The sequence below is a fragment of the Exiguobacterium sp. s168 genome, from assembly GCF_018619035.1.
GTDB lineage: Bacteria > Bacillota > Bacilli > Exiguobacteriales > Exiguobacteriaceae > Exiguobacterium_A > Exiguobacterium_A acetylicum.
On the sequence record NZ_JACSNE010000002.1, the window covers coordinates 1 to 24659 of the forward strand.

Sequence of the window (24659 nt, forward strand, 5' to 3'; positions counted from 1 at the left end):
CATTTTTGATTCCGTACTTCTCCATGATTTCTCTCGTCGTTAACTTACCACTCAGCTTATCTTTGACTACTGCCCATTTCACTTCACTTCAATATACGTTTTTGCCCATGCAAAAACACCTCCGATGTTAGTACTTTTTAAAAGTGTACCACTCCGAAGGTGTTTTATATTGTCTTAAAATTTTAGGTTAGCCCAGGTCTCAAGCAGACCGTCCGGTTTTTTCATGTCGTTTCATACTTACGAAATAGTTCTTCTAGTAATACCGCTTCGTCCGTCGTCCGTTGAATCGGTTCATGCGGCAGCGTGATTACACTGGATAACGTCTCAGAAGGATATACATCGATCGAAACTTGTTCCATTTCGATGAGATACTCAAGAATGGAATCAAGTGATGTTTCCTTATTGAATTGACGAAGCCAATTTTCATATCGACGATCCACTTTTCCTTCTTTGAGCAAAATCTTTCCACCGTCAATGATCGCCCACTTAGGTGGCGCATCGATTTGAAAGAGCTCCAACTGCTGGTACTCTTCCATCGTTCGTTTCGTCACCGGAACAACACCGTTAATCGATACTAACCGTTTTAATCTAAGATGCGCTCGCATCGTCATGAAACGAGGTCGCCCAGCGACTCGCTCGACAAGCAACGTCGGCTTGTTGATGGAGCGCATCGTTTCTTCATCAAATAACAAACTATGATCAACATCTAACAGTAACATCAAGCCACTCCTTTTTTTCTACGGGAGACGATGAATGCATAGGAGCTACATAAAAGAATTCCGGCAAAACAATACCCACCGATGACATCTGAGAAATAGTGAACGTTTAAAATGATTCGAGAAGCTCCCATGGCGAGGAATAATCCAATCGTCACGATCGATACAAGTACTTTCCCACTTGTTTTAAGATGACGAAACGCAACGACGAGAAATCCAGCATAGACGGCAAAAGCCATCGCTGAGTGACCACTCGGAAAACTGTATCCTACGCCACCAACCAGTTCGTTTAATGAAGGTCGCTCTCGGACAAAAGCGAATTTAACGACTTGATTCAATACACCTACTGATATTGCCATGAGCACATACCAAATGCTTGCGATACGATCTCGCCACAAAACATAACTCAGTATGCCAAGTAACGCCGTCATCGTCATCGCCCCTGGACCTGATCCGAGTTGAGTGAACCAAGAAACGTAATCCCCTGGAACGTGTTGCGACATATATGACGATAATTGGGCATCAAATAAGAAATAGCCTGTCATTCGAATCGAGACGGCGATGATTACGAATAAGACGACAGCGATGGACGCACCTGTCCATGCCGCTCTCCCACCCCGCATCAGTATGTCCCCTTACGTTCTTCTAATTCTTCTGCTGAGTAGTCTTCTTTATCCCGCAAACGATGCGCTAGTCGTCCGGACGCGTTTGCTGCGATCGCCGCGACGATATCATCCATAAACGTATTGACTTTTCCATCCCCAAGCTTCGTATCGAGCTCTTTGATGATACCGACCTTTGCTTTATCCAAATAGCCGAACGTCGTAACCGCAATCGAACCATACGTGTTGACGGCGCCAATCGCAATCGTCTCATCTACGCCAAATAGCCCTTCATCGCTTTGGATGATGGACAGGAGGGGTTCTGATAATAACCCTTTTTCCGCCAAGATGTCTAGTTCTGCTCCGACGAGAATCGCATGTTGTAATTCACGTTTTTCAAGAACACGTTCTACTGAACTGACACATGTTTCAATTGTCAGATCTACCGTGTATGGGGCCTGCATCTGGTACACGATTTCAGCAATCGCATGAATCGTTACCCCTCGTTCATGTAACTTATCGATAGCTGCTTGTTTGACCTCTTTTGAATGTGTTTTCTTCATGACTGTATCCACCTCTCCAACAAAGTACTTCATTAGTATACACGGATTCTGAACCTCCTCTCAAACTTCTTTGACATCGACGCCAGAATCCGTCATGATTATTTTGTAAAGCGTTATCATTTCAGGGGAAAGTAGGGGATTTTCGATGAACATCGGGGTTGTATTGTTTCCATCGAAACGCGTTCAAGATTTTGCAAATTCATACCGAAAGAGATATGACTCGAAGTATGCACTGATCACACCTCATATCACGCTACGGGAGCGGATGGAAGTCGATGAGACAGAATTAGACCACATCGTGACGGAGTTGAATCGAATCGCGTCCGAAACGAAGCCTGTCAATTTGCACATTCAAGGAGCTCGTTCGTTCCATCCGACGAACAATGTCTTGTTCCTTAAAGTAATGCCAACGGATGAGTTAGAACAATTACATCGCGCTTTGCATACAGGACCACTCGAACATAAGCCGAAATACGATTTCTTGCCACATATCACGATTGGTCAAGAACTGTCGGATGTCGAACTGTTCGACGTGTTAGAACGTCTCAAGATGGAAGATATTCGTTTCCAAGAGGACGTTACGAAAATGGCTTTATTGTATGAACTGGAAAACGGTGCTTGGAGTGTCTATGAGACATTCCGCTTCACAGGTCAATGAATGATTAAACTTCCCGGTCGAAGCTTCGACCGGGAAGTTTTAGTTCTGGTAATACACCGTATGCATTTGCTTGTTCTTCTAAAAAATCGTCAGTTTCATGTTCACGATAAGCATCGATTGGGCGAATTGGTTGAATCCGAGCGACTGGCTCAGTCTTTAGTTGTGGATCGACACGTACTTGACGGTTCACATATTGCACGACTGTAAAATCGATTGCATTCATCCATTACACTTCCTCTCTCCTTCAACATGTTCATATTTGATACTTCCCCGATCCAGCACAAAAAAAACCAAGCCTCCCACTTAGGAAAGCCTGGCTTAATCGATCTTTTATTAAAGAATGTGGAATCCGCTATCAACGTGAAGGATTTCTCCTGTCACCCCACTCGACATTTGTGAAAGCAAGAACAGTCCACTTTGACCAATTTGTTCTGTCGTGACGTTACGATGAAGTGGCGCACGTTCTTCGATGCTATCAAGAATCGAATTGAAGTCGCCGACACCTTTTGCTGATACTGTCCGAATTGGACCAGCTGAGATGGCATTGACACGAACGCCTTGCTGACCATATTCAGCAGCGAGATAACGAACGCTTGCATCTAATGCGGCTTTCGCAACACCCATGACGTTGTAGTTCGGAACCATCTTCTCACCACCAAGGTACGTCAACGTGATGACGGATGCATCTTCCGTAAAGAAATCCTTCGCCGCCTTGACGACTGCTGTTAAGCTGTAGGCTGAGATATCAAGTGCTTGCGCAAACTGTTCACGCGTTACTCCAGAGAATTCACCACGAAGCGCTTCTTTGTCCGCGAATGCGATCGAGTGAGCGATTCCTGAAATCTTACCGTGATCCGCATGGATTGTTTGGAAGACCTGTTCGATTTCTTCATCACTTGTGACATCACACGTATAATAAGAAGCCGGACGTGATAATTCTTGCCCTAATTTTTCAAGTGGTGCTTTAAAACGTTCCCCGACATATGTAAATGCCAGGCTTGCTCCAGCAGCGTCGAGCGCACGTGCGATACCCCATGCAATCGAACGTTGGTTGATGACGCCCATGACGACGTACGTCTTGCCTTCGAGTGAAGGATAAATATTCATGATAAAGTCCCCCTTGAATTAGTACCTGGTAATAAAACCTATCTTCAGGTTACAAAAACGTAACGCTTCTGTCAACCATCGCTCTTGATATTGCGGATTTGATAAATTACGGTAATATAGAAAGTGATAGAAAGTAGGGATGAAATGAATCGATTCAAATCATTTACACAACGTTATGATCATACGTTGCTTTTTTTACTCGCCTGTCTGATGGTCATCAGTATCATCGCCATCTATACAGCACAACCTTCGCTTAAAGGTGCGATCAGTGCCATCAACTTCTCTGCCAAACAAATTCAATGGTATGTCATCGGCTTCATGGCGTTATCCGTCGTCATTTTCATCGATTATGAACAGTTGAAGCGATTCCACTGGTTTTTATATGGAGCAGGTATCGTGTCATTGGTCGGTCTTGTCATTTTCCGTGGTACACCAATCGTCACTGAAATCAAAGGGGCATACGGTTGGTATCAATTCCCAGTTATCGGTACAGTCCAACCGGCTGAGTTCATGAAGTTCTTTTTGATCGTGACGCTCGCCGCCGTCATTACCGAACACAATGCGCGTTATGTTCAACATGAAAGAGATCTCTTGTTACTTATTAAGTTAGTCGCGGTCACAGCCTTGCCGCTCGGTCTCATCATCATTCAGCCCGATTTAGGGATCGGTTTGATTCTCTGCGTCATCTTGGCATGTGCGATGTTATTATCAGGACTGAATTGGAAATGGCTTTTGACAATGTTCGGTCTGTTTGCAGGCGCCGTTATCATCTTCTTTTATCTGTTCTTTTTCCAGAACGATTTACTCGCCACCTTTTTCCCGGGTCACGCGATGAACCGGATCATGGCTTGGTTGCAACCATTCGAATATGCGGATGATCTGTCGTACCAGCTCGTCCAAGCAATCAACGCTACAGGTTCAGGGCAAATGTTCGGCGTTGGATACGGAAAACTGCAAGTGTTCGTTCCGGAATTGCATACAGACTTCATCTTTACGACGATTGCCTCTCACTACGGTTTTATCGGGGCTGCCATCGTCTTGATCGTCTTGTTCCTGTTCGTCTATCGCTTGATTCAAATTGCACTTGAAACAGCGGATCCATTTGGCACCTATATCGTGACAGGATACGTCGCGATGTTTACGTTCCAGATCTTCCAAAACATCGGGATGACGATTGGTGTCTTACCGATCACAGGTCTTCCCTTACCGTTCATCAGTTATGGTGGATCAACGATGATCGTAAACCTCGTCGGTCTAGGATTGATCATGGCAATCGCCTCTCAATCTCGAATTTCTATGTTCGATGAAGACTAAACACAAATAAAAGGCAGTGGACCAAGTCCATTGCCTTTTATTTGTGTACTTCATCATTCCAGTCGGAGATCCTCAGGAAGGGGTGCTTCAAAACGAACCTGTTCTCCCGTCGCAGGATGAAGGAACGTTGCTGACGCACTATGGAGCGCCTGACGCGGAAGTAACGGGTTCCCTTGATACATCGTATCGCCAATCAAAGGATGCCCAAGAAAAGCAAGATGGACACGAATTTGGTGTGTCCGACCTGTCTCTAGTCGGATATCGAGTAATGAGATCTCTTGGTCAAAGGCTCGAACTAGACGGCTATTTAAGATATGCGTAATGGCCCGTTGACCATCTGGTCGTACCATCCGTTCCATGAAAGAATGATCGGTTTGACCAATCGGTTGATCAATTGTTTGTACCGGTACGTTTCCGGGTGCATACGCTAAATAATGTCGTTCTAATTCATTGGATCGTTGCATAAGACTCATTCGGTGATGAGCAAGTCCATGTTTCGCGAACAAGACAAGACCACTCGTATCACGATCGAGCCGATTAACGATATGGATTGCATACGGAATGCCTTGTTTTTGATAATAACCAAGGACATAGTTCGATAATGAGCGTTCCGGATGCAATCGTGACGGGATCGATGCCATGCCTGGCGGTTTATTGACGACGAGCAACCAATCATCTTCAAACAAAATATCGAGCTCTCCTTCTGTCGCCACCATATCCGGTGCTGGTGTCTCTTCCGGGAAGAACACATGGACACGATCACCCGCGTGTAAGACGTCGTGGACGTTGACATGCTGACCATTACACATGATATCCCCATGATTTTTAATCGATACTAACATTTTTCGCGAAATCCCTAAACGGGTCGTACAAAAATGACTGACACGCCAGCCATCCTCAATGTCAGTCACCATCTGTTGTAGCTGAAATCCATTCATGTTTCCATTTCCTTTACTTCAACGTCTTTCGTCTGCCAGGAAAGATTCCCGCACCCGTTGCCAGAACGGGAAAGAACGAAAACGAGCAAATTTCACTTTTTTATCAGAGACCCGGCACCGAATCGATGTCACATTTTGATGAACGATCGAAGCATAGTGGTCATAGGTCATCTGAAAATCAATCGGATTAACGGGACGAATTTCGACATCATGATGTTTCGGTAACAACATCGGTGAGCCGATCGTTCGGTAGACACGATTGTTGATCGAAGCCATCTCTGTAATTTGAATTGCTTCGAGCGCCGGGTGAACGATCGCTCCACCGAGTGCCTTATTGTAAGCCGTCGAACCAGAAGGTGTCGATACACACAGTCCATCACCTCGGAATGTCTCGAAGTAGTCGCCTCGAATCGATAAATCACAAACGAGCGTCTGATTAAAACTTTTAATCGTACATTCATTCAAGGCAAGCAGTTGGTTGTGAGAACCATCCGCATAATCAATCGAGAGTTCAAGCAACGGGTATTGAACCGTCGCTAAATCCTGCTTCGCGATATGATCAATCAGTTCGTCCATTTCTTCAGGGCGCCAATCCGCATAAAAACCAAGATGCCCCGTATGAATCCCAACAAGCGTGATCGTCTCTACTTGATCTAGATACGAATGAAACGCCTGTAACATCGTTCCGTCTCCACCGATCGAGACGACGATTTCCGGCTGGCTGACATCAAGAATACATCCTCGATCCGTCAATGCCTGCTCGAGTTGCTGTTTCAGCGCATGAGATCGCTCATCATCACGAGCCGTGATTGCAAAACGCATGGTCATCCCCCTACTCTTTTAATCGTTCAGACGCCTTAGCGTCGCGTTGAAAGACGAGTTGTGCGTCTTGGATTTCTACTTTCAGCTGGCTCATCTCCGCATCAAGCAAAAATGCTGCCTCTGCCGCACGCCGCAATCGCTCACGCGTCTCTTCTGGAATATTTCCTTGGTACTTATAGTTCAACGAGTGTTCGATCGTTGCCCAGAAGTTCATCGCAAGCGTTCGAATTTGAATTTCGACTAATGTCGGAACTTCACCTTCGATTGTCTGTACCGGATAGGCAATGATGACGTGATACGATCGATAGCCACTATCCTTTTTTTGCGTAATGTAGTTTCGTTCTTCGACGATTTTGAAATCTCCGCGCGAGCGCAAGAGCTCAAGGACATGAATGATATCATCGACGAATTGACACATGATGCGTAATCCGGCGATATCCTGCATATCTTGTTCTAATGATTCGCGCGCAATTGCTTTTCGTTCCGCTTTTTGAAGAATGCTCTTTACAGGTTTGACCCGTCCTGTGACAAATTCAATCGGTGAATGTTCTCCCCGTTGCTGAAATTGTTTACGAATCGCTTTTAGCTTAACTTTCAACTCATCGACCGCGATTTGATACGGCGCAAGAAATAAATCCCAATTTTCTTTTGTCATCTGATTTGTCACCACTTTTAATCGAATAGTATTGGTTCAGTGCCTGTTCCTACCTCATTCATGTTATCATATTTTCAGACATTCAACTAGAAAGGCGTGATTCCGATTAGACAAGAATTGGAAATCGAATTTAAGAACTTATTGTCTGAACAAGAATATCTATCACTATTTACCCATTATGCATCAACTAAACAACCCATTTGGCAAGCAAATGATTATTTTGATACACCAGATTTTGAACTTCGTAAAAAAGGCGCTGCATTACGGATTCGTGAAAAAAAACAGGGACTCGTACTGACTTTAAAACAACCTCATGAAAAGGGGTTGCTTGAGACACATGTCACGTTATCATCAACTGAAGCAGAAGATTTATTCAAATACGGTCTAATTCATTCCGAAGAGATGAACAAGCAGCTAAAGTCATTTGATTTGCAGGGATCTTTAGAACATTTAGGTCGATTAGAGACAGAACGAATCGAAACCGTTCTTCCAGAAGGATTGCTTGTCCTTGATAAAAGTCGCTATCTCGGACATACCGATTATGAGTTAGAGTTTGAGGTCAGTAACTTCGAACAAGGGCAAAAGGATTTCGAGCGACTTCTTTCAGAACACGACATTCCCAAGCGCAAAACAAAAAACAAAATTGTTCGCTTCATGGAACGTAAAGCGCTTTCTTGATTTTTCGTGTAAGAATGAACAAGCAAAACCTTTGCTCTTTCTTTTTTTTCGTTGCTAAAATAGGGTAACGATAACAACAGGAAGGGGTGAACGGATGGAACACGCACAATGCAACGGATCTTATTGTTCATTGGACGAACCATCGATTCAACAACCGACGAAACCTCTGGAAATCTATCATTTTCTAGATGTGACCCAAACGGATGGTTTACGGTTGATACCCGTCCTCAAGAAGCTAGAGCTAGAATATGGTCATCTGTTCCGTCTTCGGACGATTGCAACGATTCCATGTGCTCCATCACGATCTGCATGCGATATGTCACCACTCGTCATTCTAAAAGCAATTGAGCTTCAAGGAAAGACGTTTGGTATGCGATTCATGCGACGCCTTCGAATGCTTCATAACGTCGAAGGAGAAAGTGCTTATAGTCGCCCATCATTGATGCGGCTAGCAGAAGCATTGACGGAGTATGGTTTGGATTTAGAAGAGTTCCATCGTGATGTCTCGTCGGATACGATTCAGCAAATGCTCGAGAAAGAAACTGAACTAGTCACCGAGTGGGATGTTCGGATTCTTCCGACACTTGCTTTCGTCGGAGACGAAGAAGCGATTAAAGCAGAAGGACCTTATGAGTATTTGGTGTATGTCTCGATCTTAAGTGAATTGCTAGATCATACGATCGAAAAACAACCGAAGCCACCACTCGAACAATTCTTGAGACGGTATGAAACAGCAACAACGGCTGAAATCGCCTTTATTTATGACGCTCCTGAATCCCAGATTGAACATGAATTAAAAAAACTAGTCTTGCAACAAAAATGTGCTTCTCTATCGTACTGTGATGGAAAAGTATGGCGTCATTTAAAAGATTCGGCACATGCATGATAAAAACAATAAAAGGACAGTGAAGCGTGCTTCACTGTCCTTTTTATGTTCAATCATAGACAAAAGAAAAAGTCCCTCATGATGAGAAGGACTTTTCTTTTGACCACTGGATGGGGGAAAAAGAGAATCGACTGGGGAATGTGACCCTCTTCACAATATAAGTATATCGTGGAACTCTCCTCTTTTCCACTCTTTGTTCACTTTGTCACAAAGATGTCACTCTGCTAACAAAGATTCAAATTCATCTAGGACACGTTCAAATTGACGAAGTGCTGCTTCAACTGGTGCTTTTGTTGTCATATCAACACCCGCAGCTTTTAACACTTCGATTGGATAATCACTTGATCCCGCTTTTAAGAAATTGTTGATGTATCGCTCTACAGCAGGTTGTCCTTCTTCTAGAATCTGATCCGTCAAGGCAGCAGCAGCAGAAATACCTGTTGCATACTGATAGACATAATAATTGTAGTAGAAGTGTGGAATCCGAGCCCATTCTAGACCAATTTCTTCATCTAATACAATTTCTTCTCCGAAGTATTTTTGATTCAACGCATAATACGTTGACGTTAGAAATTCCGGTGTCAGCGATTGTCCAAGACGAGCCGCATCATGGATTGCATGTTCGAACTCGGCAAACATCGTTTGTCGGAACAATGTTCCGCGGAATGTTTCGAGTTGATTGTTCAATAGATAGAGTTTTTCTTTACGATCCGTCACTTTTTTCAATAGATAGTCGTTCAATAATGCTTCATTCGTCGTTGAGGCGACTTCTGCGACGAAGATTGAATAGTCACCATATGGATATGGTTGAGATTTTCGCGTGTAATAACTATGGACAGAATGTCCGAATTCATGTGCGAGTGTAAAGAGGTTGTTGATGTTGTCTTGCCAGTTCATCAAAATGAACGGCTGTGTATCATAAGCACCAGAAGAGTAAGCTCCACTCCGTTTACCACGCGTCTCCCGGACATCAACCCAACGTTCAGACAATCCTTCTTCGAGGATGTGCTTGTACTCCGCTCCGAGCGGTGCGAGTCCTTCAACCATCAATTGTTTCGCTTCCTCGTAAGAGACTTTCATCTCCACCTCAGAAACGAGTGGTGTGTACATATCATACACGTGTAGTTCATCGAGTCCGAGCACCCGCTTACGCAGGGCGACGTAACGATGGAGAAGTGGTAAATGCTCATGTACCGCTTCAACTAATCCATCATAGACGGACTCAGGAATCGCATTACCGTGTAAAGCTGCTGCGCGTGCCGATGGGAACTTCCGGACATCCGCATAGAAGTTGTCTTTCTTAACTGACCCAGCAAGTGTCGAGGCGAGTGTATTGGTGTATTTCGCATATGTTCCGTACATCGCTTTAAATGCTGCTTCACGGACCGAACGATCAGATGATTCAAGGAATGTGATGAAGCGACCATGTGTCAACTCTGTCTCTTCTCCGTCTTCCCCTTTGATTTTCGGGAATGTCAGATCTGCATTGTTCAACATACCGAACGTCGTACCGGATTGACCGAGTACTTCTCCTGCCTTCGCAAGAATCGCTTCTTCTGCTTCCGTCAGGACGTGTTCACGCTCTTGATTCAATTCATCAAATGCGTGACGATACATCGCAAGATCTGGATTCTCATTAAGATACGTCTCAATCGTTGACTCAGGTACAGCTAATAGTTCTGGTGTCATGAAAGCAAGTGTTGCTCCGATTTGCGACGCGAGCGTCCGAGCACGGTCGTTCATGGCTTGATAGAAGCTGTCTGCTGTATTTTCGTCATAACGCATGTGCGCGTATGTATAAAGCTTATAAAGGCGTCTTGAGACTTCGTCTCGTAACTGTAACCCTTCATAGAGCGTTTCTGCACTCTGTCCAAGACGACCCTTATACTCGACGAGTAATGGAAGCATCGCTTTCACCGATTCGAATTCTTCTTCCCACGCTTCGTTCGTTGCGTAAATCGACTCTAGATTCCATGTTTCTGTAACGTCAACATCTTGACGTGTTAATACTTCTGCCATTTCCCTCACTCCTTTAATTCAGTTATACCTGTTTTCTTTTCGACAAACAATCGAAGTGCTCCTGCTAAAACAGCTTATTCGCCTCCTCAATCCGCTCCATCCATTCCCTGACAAGAGCATCAATCAACTCTCTTTCAATTGATAGATTCAATTGCTGAAGCAGTTGATTTATGGCATGTTCCAGACGGATCGAAGTATATCTTCCTTTTAGTTCTAAAAAGACGACGATTTGAAATTCAAAGGGATGGACGGGTAGAAATAATAAACGTGTGATGGGAAGAAAGACAAAAGAGGGAAGATTTTGTAGATGGAAACCTGCTTGATACAGTGGAACCTTTAGGAGGCGTGGAGGTAATGAAGGATAAAAAGGACGTCGACGATAGCGATGAACGATTCCTTGCCATCGAGCGATTGAAAATTTCCGAGGAAATGATGAAGGCTCTATCGAGAGAAAATCAGATAACGAAAGCGATTGAACCGTACAATAGACATGATGTTTCGCAAAAGGAACCGGATGTCGAAATCTCCGGATTTGATTTTCGACGATTAGATCCAAATAATCATTTTGTAAAAATGCTTGTCGCATCCAACCTTGCAATCGCAATGTGACACCCTGTGAAGGATGAAATCCGATCCACCGAACTGTTTGTTCTTGTTTCGCATCAAGTATGGCTCGTCTCATCCATTCCTCTGCCGACATTGGAGAACGTTGAATTTCAATTCCAAGTTCCCTTTCTGGTATCCACAGGTCAAAACGTCTCTCTCCAGTCATCCATTCAAATTCGACTTGGATACCTGCGTTTATTAAAGAATCGGCAATCCGCTTTTTCCAAGACATATGCAAATTACTTTCTCCTGAACAAGCTGAGATATGTGCAAAGTGTGGTCGTCGTCCTTGCCTGACGCGCAAAGGCTTCAGGCAATACGGACAACGTAAGGACATCGCTTTTAATTCATGGATGGGAAATCTGTGAATCATGATGCGTTTACCAGAAGCATCAATGGCTTCAAACATCTGAATCGTCCCCTTTTCCTAAAGTAACGGTGAGAATAAACGTGAAATCGATTCAATCAATCGACGGCGTAATGGACGCCGATGAAACAGATCAGCATCAACTTGTGTCGAATGGCTAAAATCTTCATAAAAATCGCGTGTCAGTTCATGGACAGAGTTCGTTCCATATAAGAAAGCATTCACTTCGAAATTCAAATGAAAACTACGTAAATCCATGTTCGCTGTCCCAATCGTTGCGATGGCGTCATCGACGACGATGACTTTCGAGTGCATGAACCCTTTGTTGTACTCGTAGATTTTCACACCAGCTTGTAGCAAATCATCAAAGTATGAACGGCTCGCATAAAACACGATTTTATGATCTGGGAAACTCGGTAGTAGAATACGGACATCAATCCCTGCCATAGCAGCTGTCTTCAGCGCTGTCATGAGATCTTCGTCCGGTATCAAATACGGGGAAGCAATATAGACCGATTCACGCGCTTCCGTGATGAGCCCGAAGTAAAGTGATTTCATTGCCTCATGTGGCTCATCAGGTCCGCTTGCAATGATTTGAACGCCTCCTGTTGCTTCTTCAACGTACTCAAGTGGCTCCATATAAAACGGGGTAAACAGCCGTTCACCGGTCATGTAATACCAGTCTTGCAAAAAAATCAATTGGAGTTCAGAGACAGCCTCTCCTCTTACAAGAAGGTGAGTATCACGCCAGAAACCAAAATGTTGATCACGACCGATATACTCGTCGCCAATGTTGATTCCGCCTGTAAAAGCAACCGTTCCATCGATGACGACGATTTTCCGATGATTCCGGTAGTTAGATTTACTCGAAATAAACGGTAAGACGACGGGGAAAAACGCACGAACCTCAATACCAGCCGCCTGCATCTTCTTGAAATAATGTTTATCCGTCGAAAAACATCCGACAGCATCATAAAGAAAGCGGACCTCGATTCCTTGCTTGGCCTTTTCAATCAACGCTTCCTGTAACTGAAGCGCAAGTTGATCATCGCGTACGATATAGTACTCCAAATGAATATGATGCTGTGCTTGACGAATCTCTTCTAAAAGAATCGGAAACTTTTCCTGACCATTCGTCAAGATCCTTGTATGTGTATTATACGAAATCGGAAGGCGACTGATTGAATCGATAAGTGTCACAACTTTTCCATAATGTCCTTCTTGGAACACTGATTGGTGTACCCCTGCCTTAAACTGGGTACGATATTTAATGTAAGACTCTTCATCAAGCATTGCCTTCAGTCGAAACATTCGTTTTCGACGGTAATTCTGACCAAATGTGAAATACACGAATACGCCAACGACAGGCAATGCCATCATGACGAGTGCCCAGACGAGCGTTCGTTCTGGGTTCCGATTTTCAAGTAAAATGATGACGAACACGCTCATGACGACCAAGATGATGACGATGGACAGCCAACCTACCATATAGACACTCCAATAGTAGGATAAAAAGGCAATCAAGCCGATGGTCAAGATGAGGGTCATGAGAAGTTGTACACGTCGTAGCATGAATCCCCCTCCTTTTATGTAAGTAGTACAAATCGTATTTAAACTGATGACAGAAAGGAAGCGTTTAAATGGGTACGTATATCATTACTGGTGCAACAAGTGGAATTGGTGAGGCAACTGCCCTTCAACTCATCCGGGAGGGACATACTGTCCTTGCGATTGGTCGTAATGAAGAAAAAGGATCCTCGCTTGAATCAAATGGAGAAGGACGTTTATATTTCTTCCCTGTCGACTTAGCTGATTCCTCTGCAATCGATGCGTTCTTTGAAGAAACACAAGAAGATTTCCCAGAAATCGATGGTATTTTCAACAATGCAGGTACTTTCGGTAAACCCGTTGCACCTGAACGTGTCTCCGATCAACAAAAAGAAGTATTCCAAGTGAACTATCACGCGCCCGAACGAATCATCCAGCTTGCGACGAAACGCTTCTCAAAGGGGGCTTCTATCGTCAATAATAGTGCCATCGTAGGTCACGTTAAGTTTCCAGCAATGCTACTGCCTTATGCATCGTCTAAAAGTGCTTTACTGACGCTAACAAAGACATACGCCGCCCGATTCCATGGTAAGTACCGATTTAATGCTATTTGCCCGGGACCAGTCGATACAGCGCTCAGTCATGCGTTATATGGCGGGAAAGATAAATTTGATCTCGCAATGAAACATCACCTTCGAGGTGAACCTGCACAACCTTCTGAAATCGCTGAGGTCGTTTGTTTCTTACTATCAAACAAAGCGAGTTACATCAACGGTCAAGCGCTCATCGTAGATGGAGGCTACACCCTCACTTAATACCAGAACAAAAGGAGGTATCACGATATGTGATCCTCCTTTTCCTCGCACTTTTTCTGACCTTAGTTCGGAAAATGTTTCCGAATGAACGGAAAGACATCTGAAGCAATGATCTGTTTCCCGTATTCAGCGACAGGATGTATCGTTTGCTCGCTGAACTGGAGATACTCTGCGATTAAACTCATGACGTTTTCTTGCGCCTCTACGTTCACATCATCTTCGAAATGAACATGCAGTAAATAGAGTCCATCTTTTTGGTAAAGCGCTGTTTCAAGTTCTGCGAATACAGGAGCATTCGCATATTGACTGAGCGCGATGATATGTTCAAAATCGCGAGTTTCAAATAAAACATCTTGGCTTAACTCTGTATCTTTATCTTCTGTCTCAGACATCGCTGATCGTAAAAGTGAATCGAGTTCGTCTTCATCGACTTGCTCACCATCAACTGCATTTTTCGCGATCGTTACAGTGACTTCAAGACCTTTTTCAAATGCTTGCACTTGTATCCACAGTGGACCTTCGAAGGAGATGGACTCTTTTTCATTCGCTTCGTCCATCATCTGCCAGAATAACTGTTCTCCCCGTTCCCGGTTATACCAAATCTCATCTCGGGCAAAACCACGGCGTTCGATGTCGGTGTACGTGATGAAGAACTTGACCGTATTGTCATTGACGCGTTCGATTTTCAAACTGTCCACTCCTTTCTTCTCGTTCCTTATTTAGAATACGAACGAGGACATGACTTGGATTCATAGTTTTGAATCCTAAGGATATATTTCTATTCCTTTGTTATCTTTATTTTAACCTTTTTTATCGGTAACAAAAAGCACACTGCTCACGAAGCAGCGTGCTTTTGAAAATTACTCGTTTACAAGACGCTGTGCTTCCAGAAGTTGGAACGTACGCACCTTGCGCGGTAAGAATCGACGGATTTCATCCTCGTTGTATCCAACTTGAAGGCGTTTTTCATCAATCAAGATTGGGCGACGCAATAATCCCGGATATTCTTGAATCAAATCGTATAGGTGCTGCAACGATAAGTTTTCAACGGAAACATCGAGTTTCGAGAAGACTTTTGAACGTGTTGAGATAATCTCGTCCGTTCCATCTTCCGTCATACGAAGAATCTGTTTGATTTCATCGAGCGATAATGGTTCTGAAAAAATATTACGTTCAACGAACGGGATTTCATGTTCTTCAAGCCACGCGCGTGCTTTCCGACAAGAAGTACAACTTGGTGAAGTATAGAGTGTTACCATTGAAAAACATCCTCCCCCTGATTTAACATCATTCAATACCTATGTGAATAAGCAAATATTGATGATGGTTCTATTACTTGATAGTTTACATCTAATAAAGCAGAAAACCTAGCTTTTTTATAAAGATGAAAGAACTTTTCGTAAAAAAGCTTGTTAAAGCCACCACGTGGCTTTAACAAGCTGGCGTGTGATCAAATGGCTGAGAAATCGTCTCTTTTGCTTTAGGAAGTTTCATTTCTTTCAGTTTTTTCTCTAAAATATCCCGCAAAAGGCGCTTCTTCAGCTTTTTCTTCTTGTCACGTTCTTTCATATTCCGACACCCCAATCGGCCCGAAACAGAACTAACAACCTACGAAAGCGAAATAATCATCTTCTACATTAGTAAGTATACCACGTAAACTAAAAATCTATTCCTACTTTAAGCAATTAAATATGTGAGATTGTCGATTGAGAAATGAAAAACAGTTGCAATTTCTTTCAATTTTCTGTAGAGTGTATAGAAATATCAACGCTCAGAAAGGAGTTTTTCATTCATGGCATTAACACTCGTCACGATTCTCGATCATCCGATCGCTCAAAAATATTTATCTCGTTCTGGCTTGAATCATGCGATTTCAGTCGCGGAGCGCGCACTGACTCTTGCTACGAAACGCGGCTTAGATGCTGACACTGCTACGAAGGCAGCACTCTTACATGATATCGGTCATTACGAATGGTATACCGATGGCACTTGGAACTATGATTTATATCGCCAAAATGATATTCATGCCATTAAAGGAGCTGAACGTGCTCACAAACTTCTAATTCGCCTTGGTGAAGAACCAGCACGCGCAAAAGAAATTGCTCTCGCCGTTCTGTTGCATACCGATTCTTATCTTCCACCAGGTGCGATCAATCGAACACCTTTACAACAACTCGTTCATGATGCGGATACGCTGGAAGAACAGCCGGGCGGACTCCATCATTACGAAAAAATTGACTTTGAAGAAGCCATGCGTCGTCTGGATGCAATCGATGCAGTCGTCCATCGATTTGCTCATCTACCGCGTATCGCATCAGAAAATTAAAAGGCATTTCCACGATCAACGTGGAAATGCCTTTTTGCTTTAACGATTATACGAGTTGCGCTTGATACGCTTCAAGTTCTGCATCCGTCATCGAAACGAAGTGACCTGGCTCGATTTCACGAAGTGGTGGAATGCTCGAATCTTCATCCGATTTACCAACCGGTCCACTCGTCGGACGATCGAAGATGATCCGTTTACGTGTCCGCTCGTGCTCTGGATCCGGAAGCGGAATCGCAGACAAAAGTGACTTCGTATACGCATGAACTGGATTCTCATACAGACGATCCGCATCACACAATTCAACGAGGTGACCCTGGTACATAACACCGATCCGGTCTGAGATATACTTAACCATCGATAAATCATGGGCGATGAACAAGTATGTCAAACTGCGATCACGTTGCAGTTTTTTCATCAAGTTGACGACTTGGGCTTGAATCGATACGTCGAGTGCTGAAATCGGCTCATCCGCAATGATGAAGTCCGGCTCTACAGCAAGTGCGCGTGCGATCCCAATCCGTTGACGCTGACCACCTGAGAACTCGTGCGGGTAACGACTCGCATGTTCTTTCGTCAAACCAACAGTCTCAAGCAAATCATACACACGGTTATTGCGCTCTTCTTTTGAGTTCGCTAAACCATGAATATCGATTCCTTCAGCGATGATATCACCAACCGTCATCCGTGGATTTAACGATGCATACGGATCTTGGAAGATCATTTGCATTGCACGGTTGAATTTCAATTTGTCTTTACGTGACTTCTTACCATGAACGTTTTCACCTTTAAAGATGACTTCGCCGTCTGTCGCTTCGTATAAACCAATGATCGAGCGACCAGTTGTTGACTTACCACAGCCTGATTCTCCAACGAGACCAAGTACTTCGCCTTCGTAGATATCAAATGAAAGTCCATCAACCGCTTTGACGACGCGTCCACGTCCAATATTGAAATGTTGCTTCAAGTTTTTTACTTCAAGTAATTTATTACGGTTTTCCATTATTTCAGACCGCCTTTCAGAAGCGATTTTGAGAACACGCTGTCCGGACGGTATTTTAACGCCAAGTCACGGATTGCAGCGGGTGGTTCAACGTATGGAGCTTGTGGATGTAGCAACCACGTCGCCGCTTCGTGTGTATCTGAGATTTTGAAGAAAGGTGGTTCTTTCTCGAAATCAATCTTCATCGCGTATTTGTTACGCGGTGCAAACGCATCACCGACTGGTGGATGCATCAAGTTCGGTGGAGTTCCTGGAATCGCAGGAAGATCTTGTGAACGGTCATCAGATGGACGTGGCATTGAACCTAGTAGTCCCCAAGTGTATGGATGACGCGGCTCATAGAAGATCTCATCTACTGTACCTTTTTCAATCAATTTACCAGCATACATGACGGCTACACGGTCAGCCATGTTCGCTACGACACCTAAGTCGTGCGTAATAAAGATGATTGCTGTACCCGTTTTTTGCTGAATGTCTTTCAATAACTCGAGAATCTGAGCTTGAATCGTAACATCGAGTGCAGTCGTCGGCTCATCGGCAATCAACACTTTCGGATTACATGCAAGCGCGATTGCGATGACGATCCGTTGACGCATCCCACCCGATAATTGGTGCGGATATTGTTTCAGACGCGCTTCTGGATTCGGAATTCCTACGAGTGTCAAAAGTTCGAGTGTACGCTTTTTCGCTGCGTCACCTGTTAAGCCTTGGTGACGTTTTAGACCTTCAGCGATTTGTTTATAAATCGTCATCGTCGGGTTAAGTGATGTCATCGGATCTTGGAAAATCATTGCGATATCACGACCGCGGACTTTTTGCATTTCTTTATCGGAAAGCTTAACGAGGTCGCGACCTTCAAATAAGATTTCACCTTGTGTGATTTCACCTGGTGGGTTTGGGATCAAACGCATGATCGCTTTTGAAGTAACCGATTTACCAGAACCAGACTCACCAACGATTGCGAGTGTCTCGCCTTTTTTCAAATCAAACGATACACCGCGGACGGCTTGTACCGTCCCGGCATACGTATGGAAAGCGACATTCAGGTCGCGAACAGATAAAATAGTTTCCATTGTGAATGAGCTCCTCTCTAGTTTCCGTTAGCGTCGTAAACGTGGGTCGAACGCATCACGCAGTCCATCTGCCAACATATTGAAGCTGACCATGAGGAGTACGATGACCGTCGATGGAACAACGAGCAAGAATGGGAACGTTTTGAGTTCTTTGTACCCTTCGTTGATCAATGTACCGAGTGACGGTTGTGGTGGTGCAAGTCCTAAACCGATGAAGCTTAAGAACGCTTCGAAGAAGATCGCACTTGGAATTGTGAACATAAGCGAGATAATGATTGTTCCCAAGGTATTTGGAATCAAATGCTTGAAGATTAATCGTGCGCTAGAAGCACCAAGTGTCCGTGCTGCAAGAACGAATTCTTGGTTCTTTAGTTTCAGGATTTGACCACGAACAAGTCGGCTCATCCCGATCCAGCCGGTAATCGTCATCGCAAGGATGATCGTCGTGATCCCTGGTTCAAGAATCAAGATGAACAAGATGATCAAGATCAAGTTCGGTACACCTGTTAAAATTTCTGCAATCCGTTGCATGATGTTATCGACACGCCCACCGTAGTAAGCAGAAATCCCGCCGTATGTGACACCAACGAGAACGTCGATGAGTGCTGCCATCAAACCGATGAATAGCGAAATCTTCGTTCCTTCCCAAACACGTGACCAAAGATCACGACCAAGGTGGTCCGTTCCGAACCAGAAGTTCTCCGTCACCTGTTTTTGTTTATAAAAATCAATCGGCGTATCACCAAGTGTCGCCATACCGTCAAAACCAGCCCACTCTAAACCAGTAACTTTAGGTGGAAGTTTAGCTTGCGTGATTGTTTGGGTATAAGGGTCATTACCAGACAACGCAGGTCCGACCAATGACATGATCGCGATGATGATGATGACAGCAAGTGAGAGAATCGCTGCTTTGTTCTTGCGTAGACGCATCCAAGCATCTTGCCAGAAGTTTAAGCTTTTACCAGCAAGGCGTTCCCCTGCTTGTTCATTGAACTCAACGTGTTGGAACAGCGATGAATCAAACTGTTCTGCTTTTGCATTTGAATTTTGTTCAGCCATTATTTGTTACCCCCCAAACGGATCCGTGGATCAACGACACCGTACAGCAAATCGACGATCAAAATCATGAGAATGAAGACTGCTGAGAAGAACAACGTCGTACCCATGATGACTGTGTAGTCATTTTGTGTGATTGATGATACGAAGAGTTCACCAAGACCAGGTACAGAGAAAATCCGCTCAATGACGAGTGTTCCTGTAATCAATGCAGCTGTCATTGGTCCAAGAATCGTAATCGCCGGAATCAAGGCGTTCCGAACCATGTGTTTCCAAGTAATCGACTGACCATCTAGGCCTTTTGCTTTAGCTAACGTGACATAATCCTGGTTCGTAACTTCTAGCATCTCTGTCCGGACGAATCGAGCAATTGAGGCTGTGACCCCAAGTGATAACGATATAGTCGGCAAGATGGTATGCGCCGGGCTTTCCCAGAACGCGACTGGCAAAACGCCCCATTTCACGCCAACGTAGTATTGAAGGAGTGAGGCGAATACGAATGACGGTACCGAGATTCCGATAACCGATACGAACATCGCACCGTAATCGATCACTGTGTTGTGGCGAAGCGCTGCGACAACACCTAAGACGAGTCCTAATAATACTCCGAGTACTAGTGCTTGAACTCCTAATTGAGCCGATGGTCCAATTCGTTCAGAGATTAAATCCGTTACCGGACGGCTATCATATTTGAATGAAATACCGAGATCTCCTTGGAACAAGTTGACCATATACGCTGCATAGCGTTGTGGCAGTGGATCATTCAAGTTGTACTTATCCCGAAGGATATTCAACTGTTCAGGAGAAAGTTTCTCCTGGTTTTGGAACGGTGAACCTGGTAACAGATCCATCAGGAAGAAAGTGAACGAAGCGATGAGTAAAAACGTCAGTACGCCGTAAACCAGGCGTTGAGCTAAATAACGGCCCATAAGATGGCACCCCCTATAAAGATTTTCTGTTTTTTTCGAAACATCAATAAAATCAGTATGACCCACAATTGTCGGAACATTCAAGAATTTTGTCATAAAAATTTAAAAATTCTTTTTTTATTGTGCTTTGATTTGATGTTCGCTTGGATGTTTTTCTAATTTCATCCAATAGTCAGAATTTTTCGTTTGATTCCATTATACTTTGCTAACAAAGTAATTAGAACTACTTTTTTACGAAACTTTCACATTTTCGATAAAAATGAGTTTCCATTCATAAAAAGTAGTATAAAACAGGAGCGTACCCGAACTGATCAGGGGACGCTCCCATTCTCGATTACTTAATATCAACGTATTTGTATTGGAAATCTGCTCCGAACACTTGACGGTTGAAATCTTTAACCGTCGGACGGCTCAAGTATGCAGAACCTGCTTGATAGATTGGCGCGATGGCTTGATCTTTCTCAATCAATTGCGCTTCCGCTTGTTTGAAGAGATCGAGACGTTTGTTTAAGTCAGACTCTTCATTCGCTGCGTTCAACAATTTATCATAAGCTGCAGACTTGTACTTGACGTCGTTTTGGCTATTCGTTGATTCGAAGATTGACAGGTTAGACATTGGATCCTGGTAATCCGGACCCCAAAGTGAGTAAGAAACCTGGTAGTCTCCTTTTGATTCAAGATCGAGTTTATTCTTGAACGGTTGTTGTTTGATTGAAACAGTGACGTTCGGAAGATTTTTCTCGATTTGACCTTTCATGTACTCACTGATCTTCTTCGCATCTTCATTGTCGAATGAAAGAAGTTCAATCGTCGTTTTCTTATCGCCGTTTGCTTTTTTCCAAAGATCAGCTGCTTCTTTTCCATCACGGTCGAACCAGTTGATGTCGCTCGTATAGTCTTTACCAGACGCATCTTTGATGAATTCTTTCGGAATGAAGCTTGTTGTTGGAATCGAACCGTTCGCAAGAAGCGTATCTGTAATTCCTTTTGGATCGATAGCACGAGCAATTGCTTTACGTGCATCAACATTTTTCATCGTTGCATCTTCGTTATTGAACTTCAAATAAGCGATTGAAGAACGAAGTGCTGTCTTGAATTCAGGCTTCGATTTGTAAGCTTCAACTTGCTCTGAAGTCAGACCAGCGTAATCGATATCGTTTGAATCATAAAGGTTTACTACTGTTGACGTATCTTTGACGACACTGACCGTAACTTCGTCGAGTTTGACAGCATCTTTATCCCAGTAGTTATCGTTTTTCTTCAGGACACGTTTTGAATCCGTTTTCCAAGATTCCCAAACGAAAGGACCGTTATAGAGTAATTTATCTGGTTTAAGCGAGAAGTCTTTTTCATTCTTTTTGTAGAAGTCTTCACTGATCGGTGAGTACGTACCAAACGATGTCAGTGAAAGGAAATACGGCGCTGGACGCTCAAGTTTTACTTCTAACGTTTTGTCGTCAAGTGCTTTAACACCGAGTTCGTCGACAGCTTTTTTACCCTGTGTAACATCAGCGCCGTTTTTTAACGTGTCAAAGATGTACGAGTAACTAGATGCTGTTTTCGGATCAGCAGCACGTTTCCAAGCGAATTCGAAATCTTGTGCTTTGACGGGTGAACCATCAGACCATTTTGAATCACGAAGTGTGAACGTATACGTCAAGTTATCACTTGAGATATCTGTTTTTTCTGCAAGTGCTGGAATCGCTTTGCCGTCTTTATCGAGACGGTAAAGACCTTCCATCGTGTTCCCGATCATGTTGAAAGCGACAGAATCCGTAGCTTTTGCCGGGTCAACTGTCGTGATATCCGAAGAGTCTGTTAAGCGTAGATTTTTCTTTCCGTCTGTAGAACCTGAATCACTGTCTCCGCCACCTGTCGAACATCCAGCAAGCACTGCGCTTCCTGCAAGCATGACTGATAATGCGAGACCGACTGTTTTTTTCTTCATCGGTAAGTCATCTCCTTTTCAATTTCCAAGTTGCCATAATGCCTATGACATCAATAACGTCCCGTCGAAACTGCAATGTATTCCCCAAAATGCATTGACCTAGTTTCAAAAACTTAAACGAAGTGATAAATTGATTTTATGTGAGAATAGCATTAACGTCAAGTAAATAGTCACACTATTTGCTATTTTGCATCATTCGTTTGTTACCGATTCGTAACAGGATTAAAAATTTCGTATACTAAGGTTATCAATGCATTTAAGGGGGATTTTCATGCGATCGACCTATTTCCGACCGGTCATCATTGCGGTCATTCTAGTCTTACTTTATACGATATGGGCGACTATAACCGATTCGACGCACGGTATTTTGTACCATCTATCTGGTGGATTGTTCATTGGAGGCTTTTTGCTTATGGCAATCGGATTCTTTTCCAACATGTCGGCTAACGGTTTCTTCCGTGGCATGACAGCTGGATTTAAAAAACAACGAGAAGCGAAGCTTCGAGAGATTGATGGCGATTACTACGAAGATGATGACGAAGAGGAAGAAGTCCTCCGTAAAAAGCAAAACTGGGCTTCTGCCCGAACGAAACCCTATGTTTCTAGTGGTATTATCTTCATCATCGTATCGCTGATCATCTCTTACTTTTAATCGAAATCACCGTGACGTGCCTTCTATCGTATGGTAAACTTAAGTGAATTAAACAAGAAAACACGACGACAAAGAGTAGTAACTTAGGTACATCCCTTTCAGAGAGTCCATGGTGCTGGAAATGGACAGGTGATGCCTACGTGAATGGACTTTCGAGTGGCTGATTCGAATCAAGTAGAGTCAGATGGGTGTGCCCATTACAGCAAATGAAGCGGCTATGTAAATAGCAACTTGGGTGGCAACGCGATGAATCGTCCCTTGATTTTCAAGGGGCGTTTTTTATTTTGATTTTATTATTTGGAGGGATTTCATTATGAAAACGATTTTCTCAGGTATCAAACCAACAGGAACAGTGACGCTCGGAAATTACTTAGGTGCGATGAAACACTTCGTGAACTTACAGGACGGTCATGATGCGTATTATTGTGTCGTCGACTTGCACTCGATCACGGTCGATATCGATCGTGTCGAACTGATGAACAATACACGCGCCCTTGCTGCACTTTATATCGCAAGTGGTCTGAACCCAGAAAAATCAACGATCTTCGTTCAATCAGAAGTCAAAGCCCATGCGCAACTCGGCTGGATGTTGACGTGTCTCTCCGGGATGGGTGAGCTCGAGCGTATGACACAGTATAAAGATAAATCACAAGGAAAAGAGCGGATTGGAGCAGGGTTGTTCGTCTACCCAACACTCATGGCAGCTGATATCCTACTCTATGATGCGGAACTCGTTCCGGTCGGTGATGACCAAAAACAACATATTGAGTTAACGCGTGACTTGGCTCAACGTTTTAATAGTCGTTACTATGAGACGTTCACATTACCAGAACCAATCATCGCTGAGTCAGGAGCTCGAATCATGAGTCTGACGACGCCAGATAAAAAGATGTCAAAATCTGATCAGAATCCGAAAGGCTTCATCTCGATGCTTGACGCACCAGATGTCATTCGTAAAAAAGTGAAGTCAGCCGTCACGGACTCGGAAGGTATCGTCAAATTCGATCGCGAAAACAAACCAGGTGTATCGAATTTGCTTGAAATCTATTCCCTGCTCGCTGGTATCTCGATTCCTGATCTCGAAACCAAATACGAAGGTTCAAACTACGGTACATTTAAAGCAGATGTCGCGGAAGCTATTATTTCGGAACTTGAACCGATTCAACAACGCTATTATGAATTGATTGATTCTGAAGAACTCGATCAGATTCTTGACGCTGGGCGTGACCGTGCTGAAGCCGTTGCTGCTAAAAAACTCGCGAAAATCGAGAAGGCAATGGGCTTACAACGGAAGCGTGCTAAAGTAAAAAAATAAGTCTTTCTCCAAAAGAGATCGGAATGCTCCGGTCTTTTTTGATATTTTCAAACAAAAAACTGCTTC

At 43.7% G+C, this 24659-nt stretch carries 27 protein-coding genes and 1 other annotated feature; of the genes, 8 read left to right on the forward strand and 19 right to left on the reverse strand.

Annotated features, from left to right (window positions below; genetic code table 11):
* Positions 1-221: 221 nt before the first annotated feature.
* Genes KNQ15_RS01460 through KNQ15_RS01470 form a run of 3 tightly spaced genes read right to left on the reverse strand, consistent with a single transcriptional unit; the run spans position 222 to position 1881 of the window.
* Positions 222-719 carry a hypothetical protein gene (locus KNQ15_RS01460; RefSeq protein ID WP_214727368.1) on the reverse strand — a complete coding sequence of 166 codons (498 nt, stop codon included), beginning with the start codon at positions 717-719 and terminating at the stop codon, positions 222-224.
* Positions 719-1339, reverse strand: coding sequence for a phosphatase PAP2 family protein (locus tag KNQ15_RS01465; protein ID WP_214727370.1), 621 nt, complete (start codon positions 1337-1339; stop codon positions 719-721). The genes KNQ15_RS01460 and KNQ15_RS01465 overlap by 1 nt, the downstream gene beginning before the upstream one ends.
* The gene (locus KNQ15_RS01470) at positions 1339-1881 is read right to left on the reverse strand and encodes a phosphatidylglycerophosphatase A family protein (protein WP_034786059.1); all 543 of its coding nucleotides are present in this window, start codon (positions 1879-1881) and stop codon (positions 1339-1341) included. The genes KNQ15_RS01465 and KNQ15_RS01470 overlap by 1 nt, the downstream gene beginning before the upstream one ends.
* A gap of 145 nt (positions 1882-2026) precedes the next feature.
* Between KNQ15_RS01470 and KNQ15_RS01475 the strand changes: the two genes are divergently transcribed.
* A complete protein-coding gene (locus KNQ15_RS01475) occupies positions 2027-2539 on the forward strand; it encodes a YjcG family protein (RefSeq protein ID WP_023468877.1) in 513 nt (170 codons plus the stop codon).
* Positions 2540-2543: 4 nt separating this feature from the next.
* On the opposite strand, the gene KNQ15_RS01480 is transcribed toward KNQ15_RS01475, so the two are convergent.
* Together KNQ15_RS01480 and fabI are read right to left on the reverse strand one after the other, a co-directional pair.
* Positions 2544-2762 carry a hypothetical protein gene (locus KNQ15_RS01480; RefSeq protein WP_029342213.1) on the reverse strand — a complete coding sequence of 73 codons (219 nt, stop codon included), beginning with the start codon at positions 2760-2762 and terminating at the stop codon, positions 2544-2546.
* 110 nt (positions 2763-2872) lie between these two features.
* Positions 2873-3646, reverse strand: a complete 774-nt coding sequence (gene fabI / locus KNQ15_RS01485) for an enoyl-ACP reductase FabI (protein WP_029342212.1) — start codon at positions 3644-3646, stop codon at positions 2873-2875.
* Positions 3647-3790: 144 nt separating this feature from the next.
* Between fabI and KNQ15_RS01490 the strand changes: the two genes are divergently transcribed.
* Positions 3791-4960: an FtsW/RodA/SpoVE family cell cycle protein gene (locus KNQ15_RS01490; RefSeq protein ID WP_214727372.1), complete on the forward strand. Its 1170-nt coding sequence runs from the start codon at positions 3791-3793 to the stop codon at positions 4958-4960.
* Positions 4961-5013: 53 nt separating this feature from the next.
* Here the strand turns inward: KNQ15_RS01490 and KNQ15_RS01495 are convergent, their stop codons facing one another.
* From KNQ15_RS01495 to yjbM, 3 genes are read right to left on the reverse strand one after another with little or no spacing between them, the layout of a single operon-like run.
* Entirely contained in the window at positions 5014-5898 is an 885-nt protein-coding gene (locus tag KNQ15_RS01495) for an RluA family pseudouridine synthase (RefSeq protein WP_214727374.1), read from the reverse strand.
* An 18-nt stretch (positions 5899-5916) separates the two neighbouring features.
* Positions 5917-6720, reverse strand: coding sequence for an NAD kinase (locus KNQ15_RS01500; RefSeq protein WP_214727381.1), 804 nt, complete (start codon positions 6718-6720; stop codon positions 5917-5919).
* Positions 6721-6730: 10 nt separating this feature from the next.
* Positions 6731-7375, reverse strand: a complete 645-nt coding sequence (yjbM, locus tag KNQ15_RS01505; RefSeq protein WP_035396676.1) for a GTP diphosphokinase — start codon at positions 7373-7375, stop codon at positions 6731-6733.
* A gap of 96 nt (positions 7376-7471) precedes the next feature.
* On the opposite strand from yjbM, the gene KNQ15_RS01510 reads away from it, so the two are divergent.
* Positions 7472-8053 carry a CYTH domain-containing protein gene (locus KNQ15_RS01510; protein WP_353048882.1) on the forward strand — a complete coding sequence of 194 codons (582 nt, stop codon included), beginning with the start codon at positions 7472-7474 and terminating at the stop codon, positions 8051-8053.
* A gap of 94 nt (positions 8054-8147) precedes the next feature.
* The gene (locus KNQ15_RS01515) at positions 8148-8939 is read left to right on the forward strand and encodes a DsbA family protein (protein WP_029342209.1); all 792 of its coding nucleotides are present in this window, start codon (positions 8148-8150) and stop codon (positions 8937-8939) included.
* Positions 8940-9155: 216 nt separating this feature from the next.
* On the opposite strand, the gene pepF is transcribed toward KNQ15_RS01515, so the two are convergent.
* The 3 genes from pepF to cls form a co-directional block, all read right to left on the reverse strand.
* Positions 9156-10958 carry an oligoendopeptidase F gene (gene pepF, locus KNQ15_RS01520; protein ID WP_029342208.1) on the reverse strand — a complete coding sequence of 601 codons (1803 nt, stop codon included), beginning with the start codon at positions 10956-10958 and terminating at the stop codon, positions 9156-9158.
* A gap of 64 nt (positions 10959-11022) precedes the next feature.
* Complete coding sequence (locus KNQ15_RS01525; RefSeq protein WP_214727389.1) at positions 11023-11973, reverse strand: competence protein CoiA family protein; 951 nt, start codon at positions 11971-11973, stop codon at positions 11023-11025.
* Positions 11974-11991: 18 nt separating this feature from the next.
* Positions 11992-13503 (reverse strand): cardiolipin synthase, encoded by a 1512-nt coding sequence (gene cls, locus KNQ15_RS01530; protein ID WP_034786055.1) that lies wholly within the window; start codon positions 13501-13503, stop codon positions 11992-11994.
* Between the two features lie 68 nt (positions 13504-13571).
* On the opposite strand from cls, the gene KNQ15_RS01535 reads away from it, so the two are divergent.
* Entirely contained in the window at positions 13572-14294 is a 723-nt protein-coding gene (locus KNQ15_RS01535; protein WP_058705426.1) for an SDR family NAD(P)-dependent oxidoreductase, read from the forward strand.
* A gap of 62 nt (positions 14295-14356) precedes the next feature.
* Here KNQ15_RS01535 and mecA read toward each other — a convergent pair whose 3' ends face one another.
* The 3 genes from mecA to KNQ15_RS01550 all read right to left on the reverse strand — a co-directional run bounded on the left by mecA (position 14357) and on the right by KNQ15_RS01550 (position 15863).
* Positions 14357-14983, reverse strand: a complete 627-nt coding sequence (gene mecA, locus KNQ15_RS01540) for an adaptor protein MecA (protein ID WP_023468889.1) — start codon at positions 14981-14983, stop codon at positions 14357-14359.
* Between the two features lie 171 nt (positions 14984-15154).
* Positions 15155-15553: a transcriptional regulator SpxA gene (gene spxA / locus KNQ15_RS01545; protein WP_012370920.1), complete on the reverse strand. Its 399-nt coding sequence runs from the start codon at positions 15551-15553 to the stop codon at positions 15155-15157.
* 172 nt (positions 15554-15725) lie between these two features.
* Positions 15726-15863, reverse strand: coding sequence for a hypothetical protein (locus KNQ15_RS01550; RefSeq protein ID WP_023468890.1), 138 nt, complete (start codon positions 15861-15863; stop codon positions 15726-15728).
* A 223-nt stretch (positions 15864-16086) separates the two neighbouring features.
* On the opposite strand from KNQ15_RS01550, the gene KNQ15_RS01555 reads away from it, so the two are divergent.
* Complete coding sequence (locus KNQ15_RS01555; RefSeq protein WP_029342203.1) at positions 16087-16620, forward strand: HD domain-containing protein; 534 nt, start codon at positions 16087-16089, stop codon at positions 16618-16620.
* Between the two features lie 46 nt (positions 16621-16666).
* Here KNQ15_RS01555 and KNQ15_RS01560 read toward each other — a convergent pair whose 3' ends face one another.
* From KNQ15_RS01560 to KNQ15_RS01580, 5 genes are all read right to left on the reverse strand, one after another.
* Entirely contained in the window at positions 16667-17620 is a 954-nt protein-coding gene (locus KNQ15_RS01560) for an ABC transporter ATP-binding protein (protein ID WP_029342202.1), read from the reverse strand.
* Entirely contained in the window at positions 17620-18693 is a 1074-nt protein-coding gene (locus KNQ15_RS01565; protein WP_029342201.1) for an ABC transporter ATP-binding protein, read from the reverse strand. Before KNQ15_RS01565 ends, KNQ15_RS01560 begins: the two co-directional genes overlap by 1 nt.
* Positions 18694-18720: 27 nt before the next feature.
* Entirely contained in the window at positions 18721-19752 is a 1032-nt protein-coding gene (gene opp3C, locus KNQ15_RS01570) for an oligopeptide ABC transporter permease (protein WP_029342200.1), read from the reverse strand.
* Positions 19752-20678 carry an oligopeptide ABC transporter permease gene (opp3b, locus tag KNQ15_RS01575; protein ID WP_029342199.1) on the reverse strand — a complete coding sequence of 309 codons (927 nt, stop codon included), beginning with the start codon at positions 20676-20678 and terminating at the stop codon, positions 19752-19754. Before opp3b ends, opp3C begins: the two co-directional genes overlap by 1 nt.
* Before the next feature lie 334 nt (positions 20679-21012).
* Positions 21013-22626 (reverse strand): peptide ABC transporter substrate-binding protein, encoded by a 1614-nt coding sequence (locus KNQ15_RS01580; RefSeq protein ID WP_047393676.1) that lies wholly within the window; start codon positions 22624-22626, stop codon positions 21013-21015.
* A gap of 271 nt (positions 22627-22897) precedes the next feature.
* Here KNQ15_RS01580 and KNQ15_RS01585 point away from each other — a divergent pair, with 271 nt between their 5' ends.
* Together KNQ15_RS01585 and trpS are read left to right on the forward strand one after the other, a co-directional pair.
* Positions 22898-23278: a DUF3899 domain-containing protein gene (locus tag KNQ15_RS01585; protein WP_214727396.1), complete on the forward strand. Its 381-nt coding sequence runs from the start codon at positions 22898-22900 to the stop codon at positions 23276-23278.
* A gap of 56 nt (positions 23279-23334) precedes the next feature.
* Positions 23335-23540: a binding site (T-box leader), on the forward strand.
* Between the two features lie 51 nt (positions 23541-23591).
* Positions 23592-24593, forward strand: a complete 1002-nt coding sequence (trpS, locus tag KNQ15_RS01590; RefSeq protein WP_214727398.1) for a tryptophan--tRNA ligase — start codon at positions 23592-23594, stop codon at positions 24591-24593.
* Positions 24594-24659 lie beyond the last annotated feature (66 nt).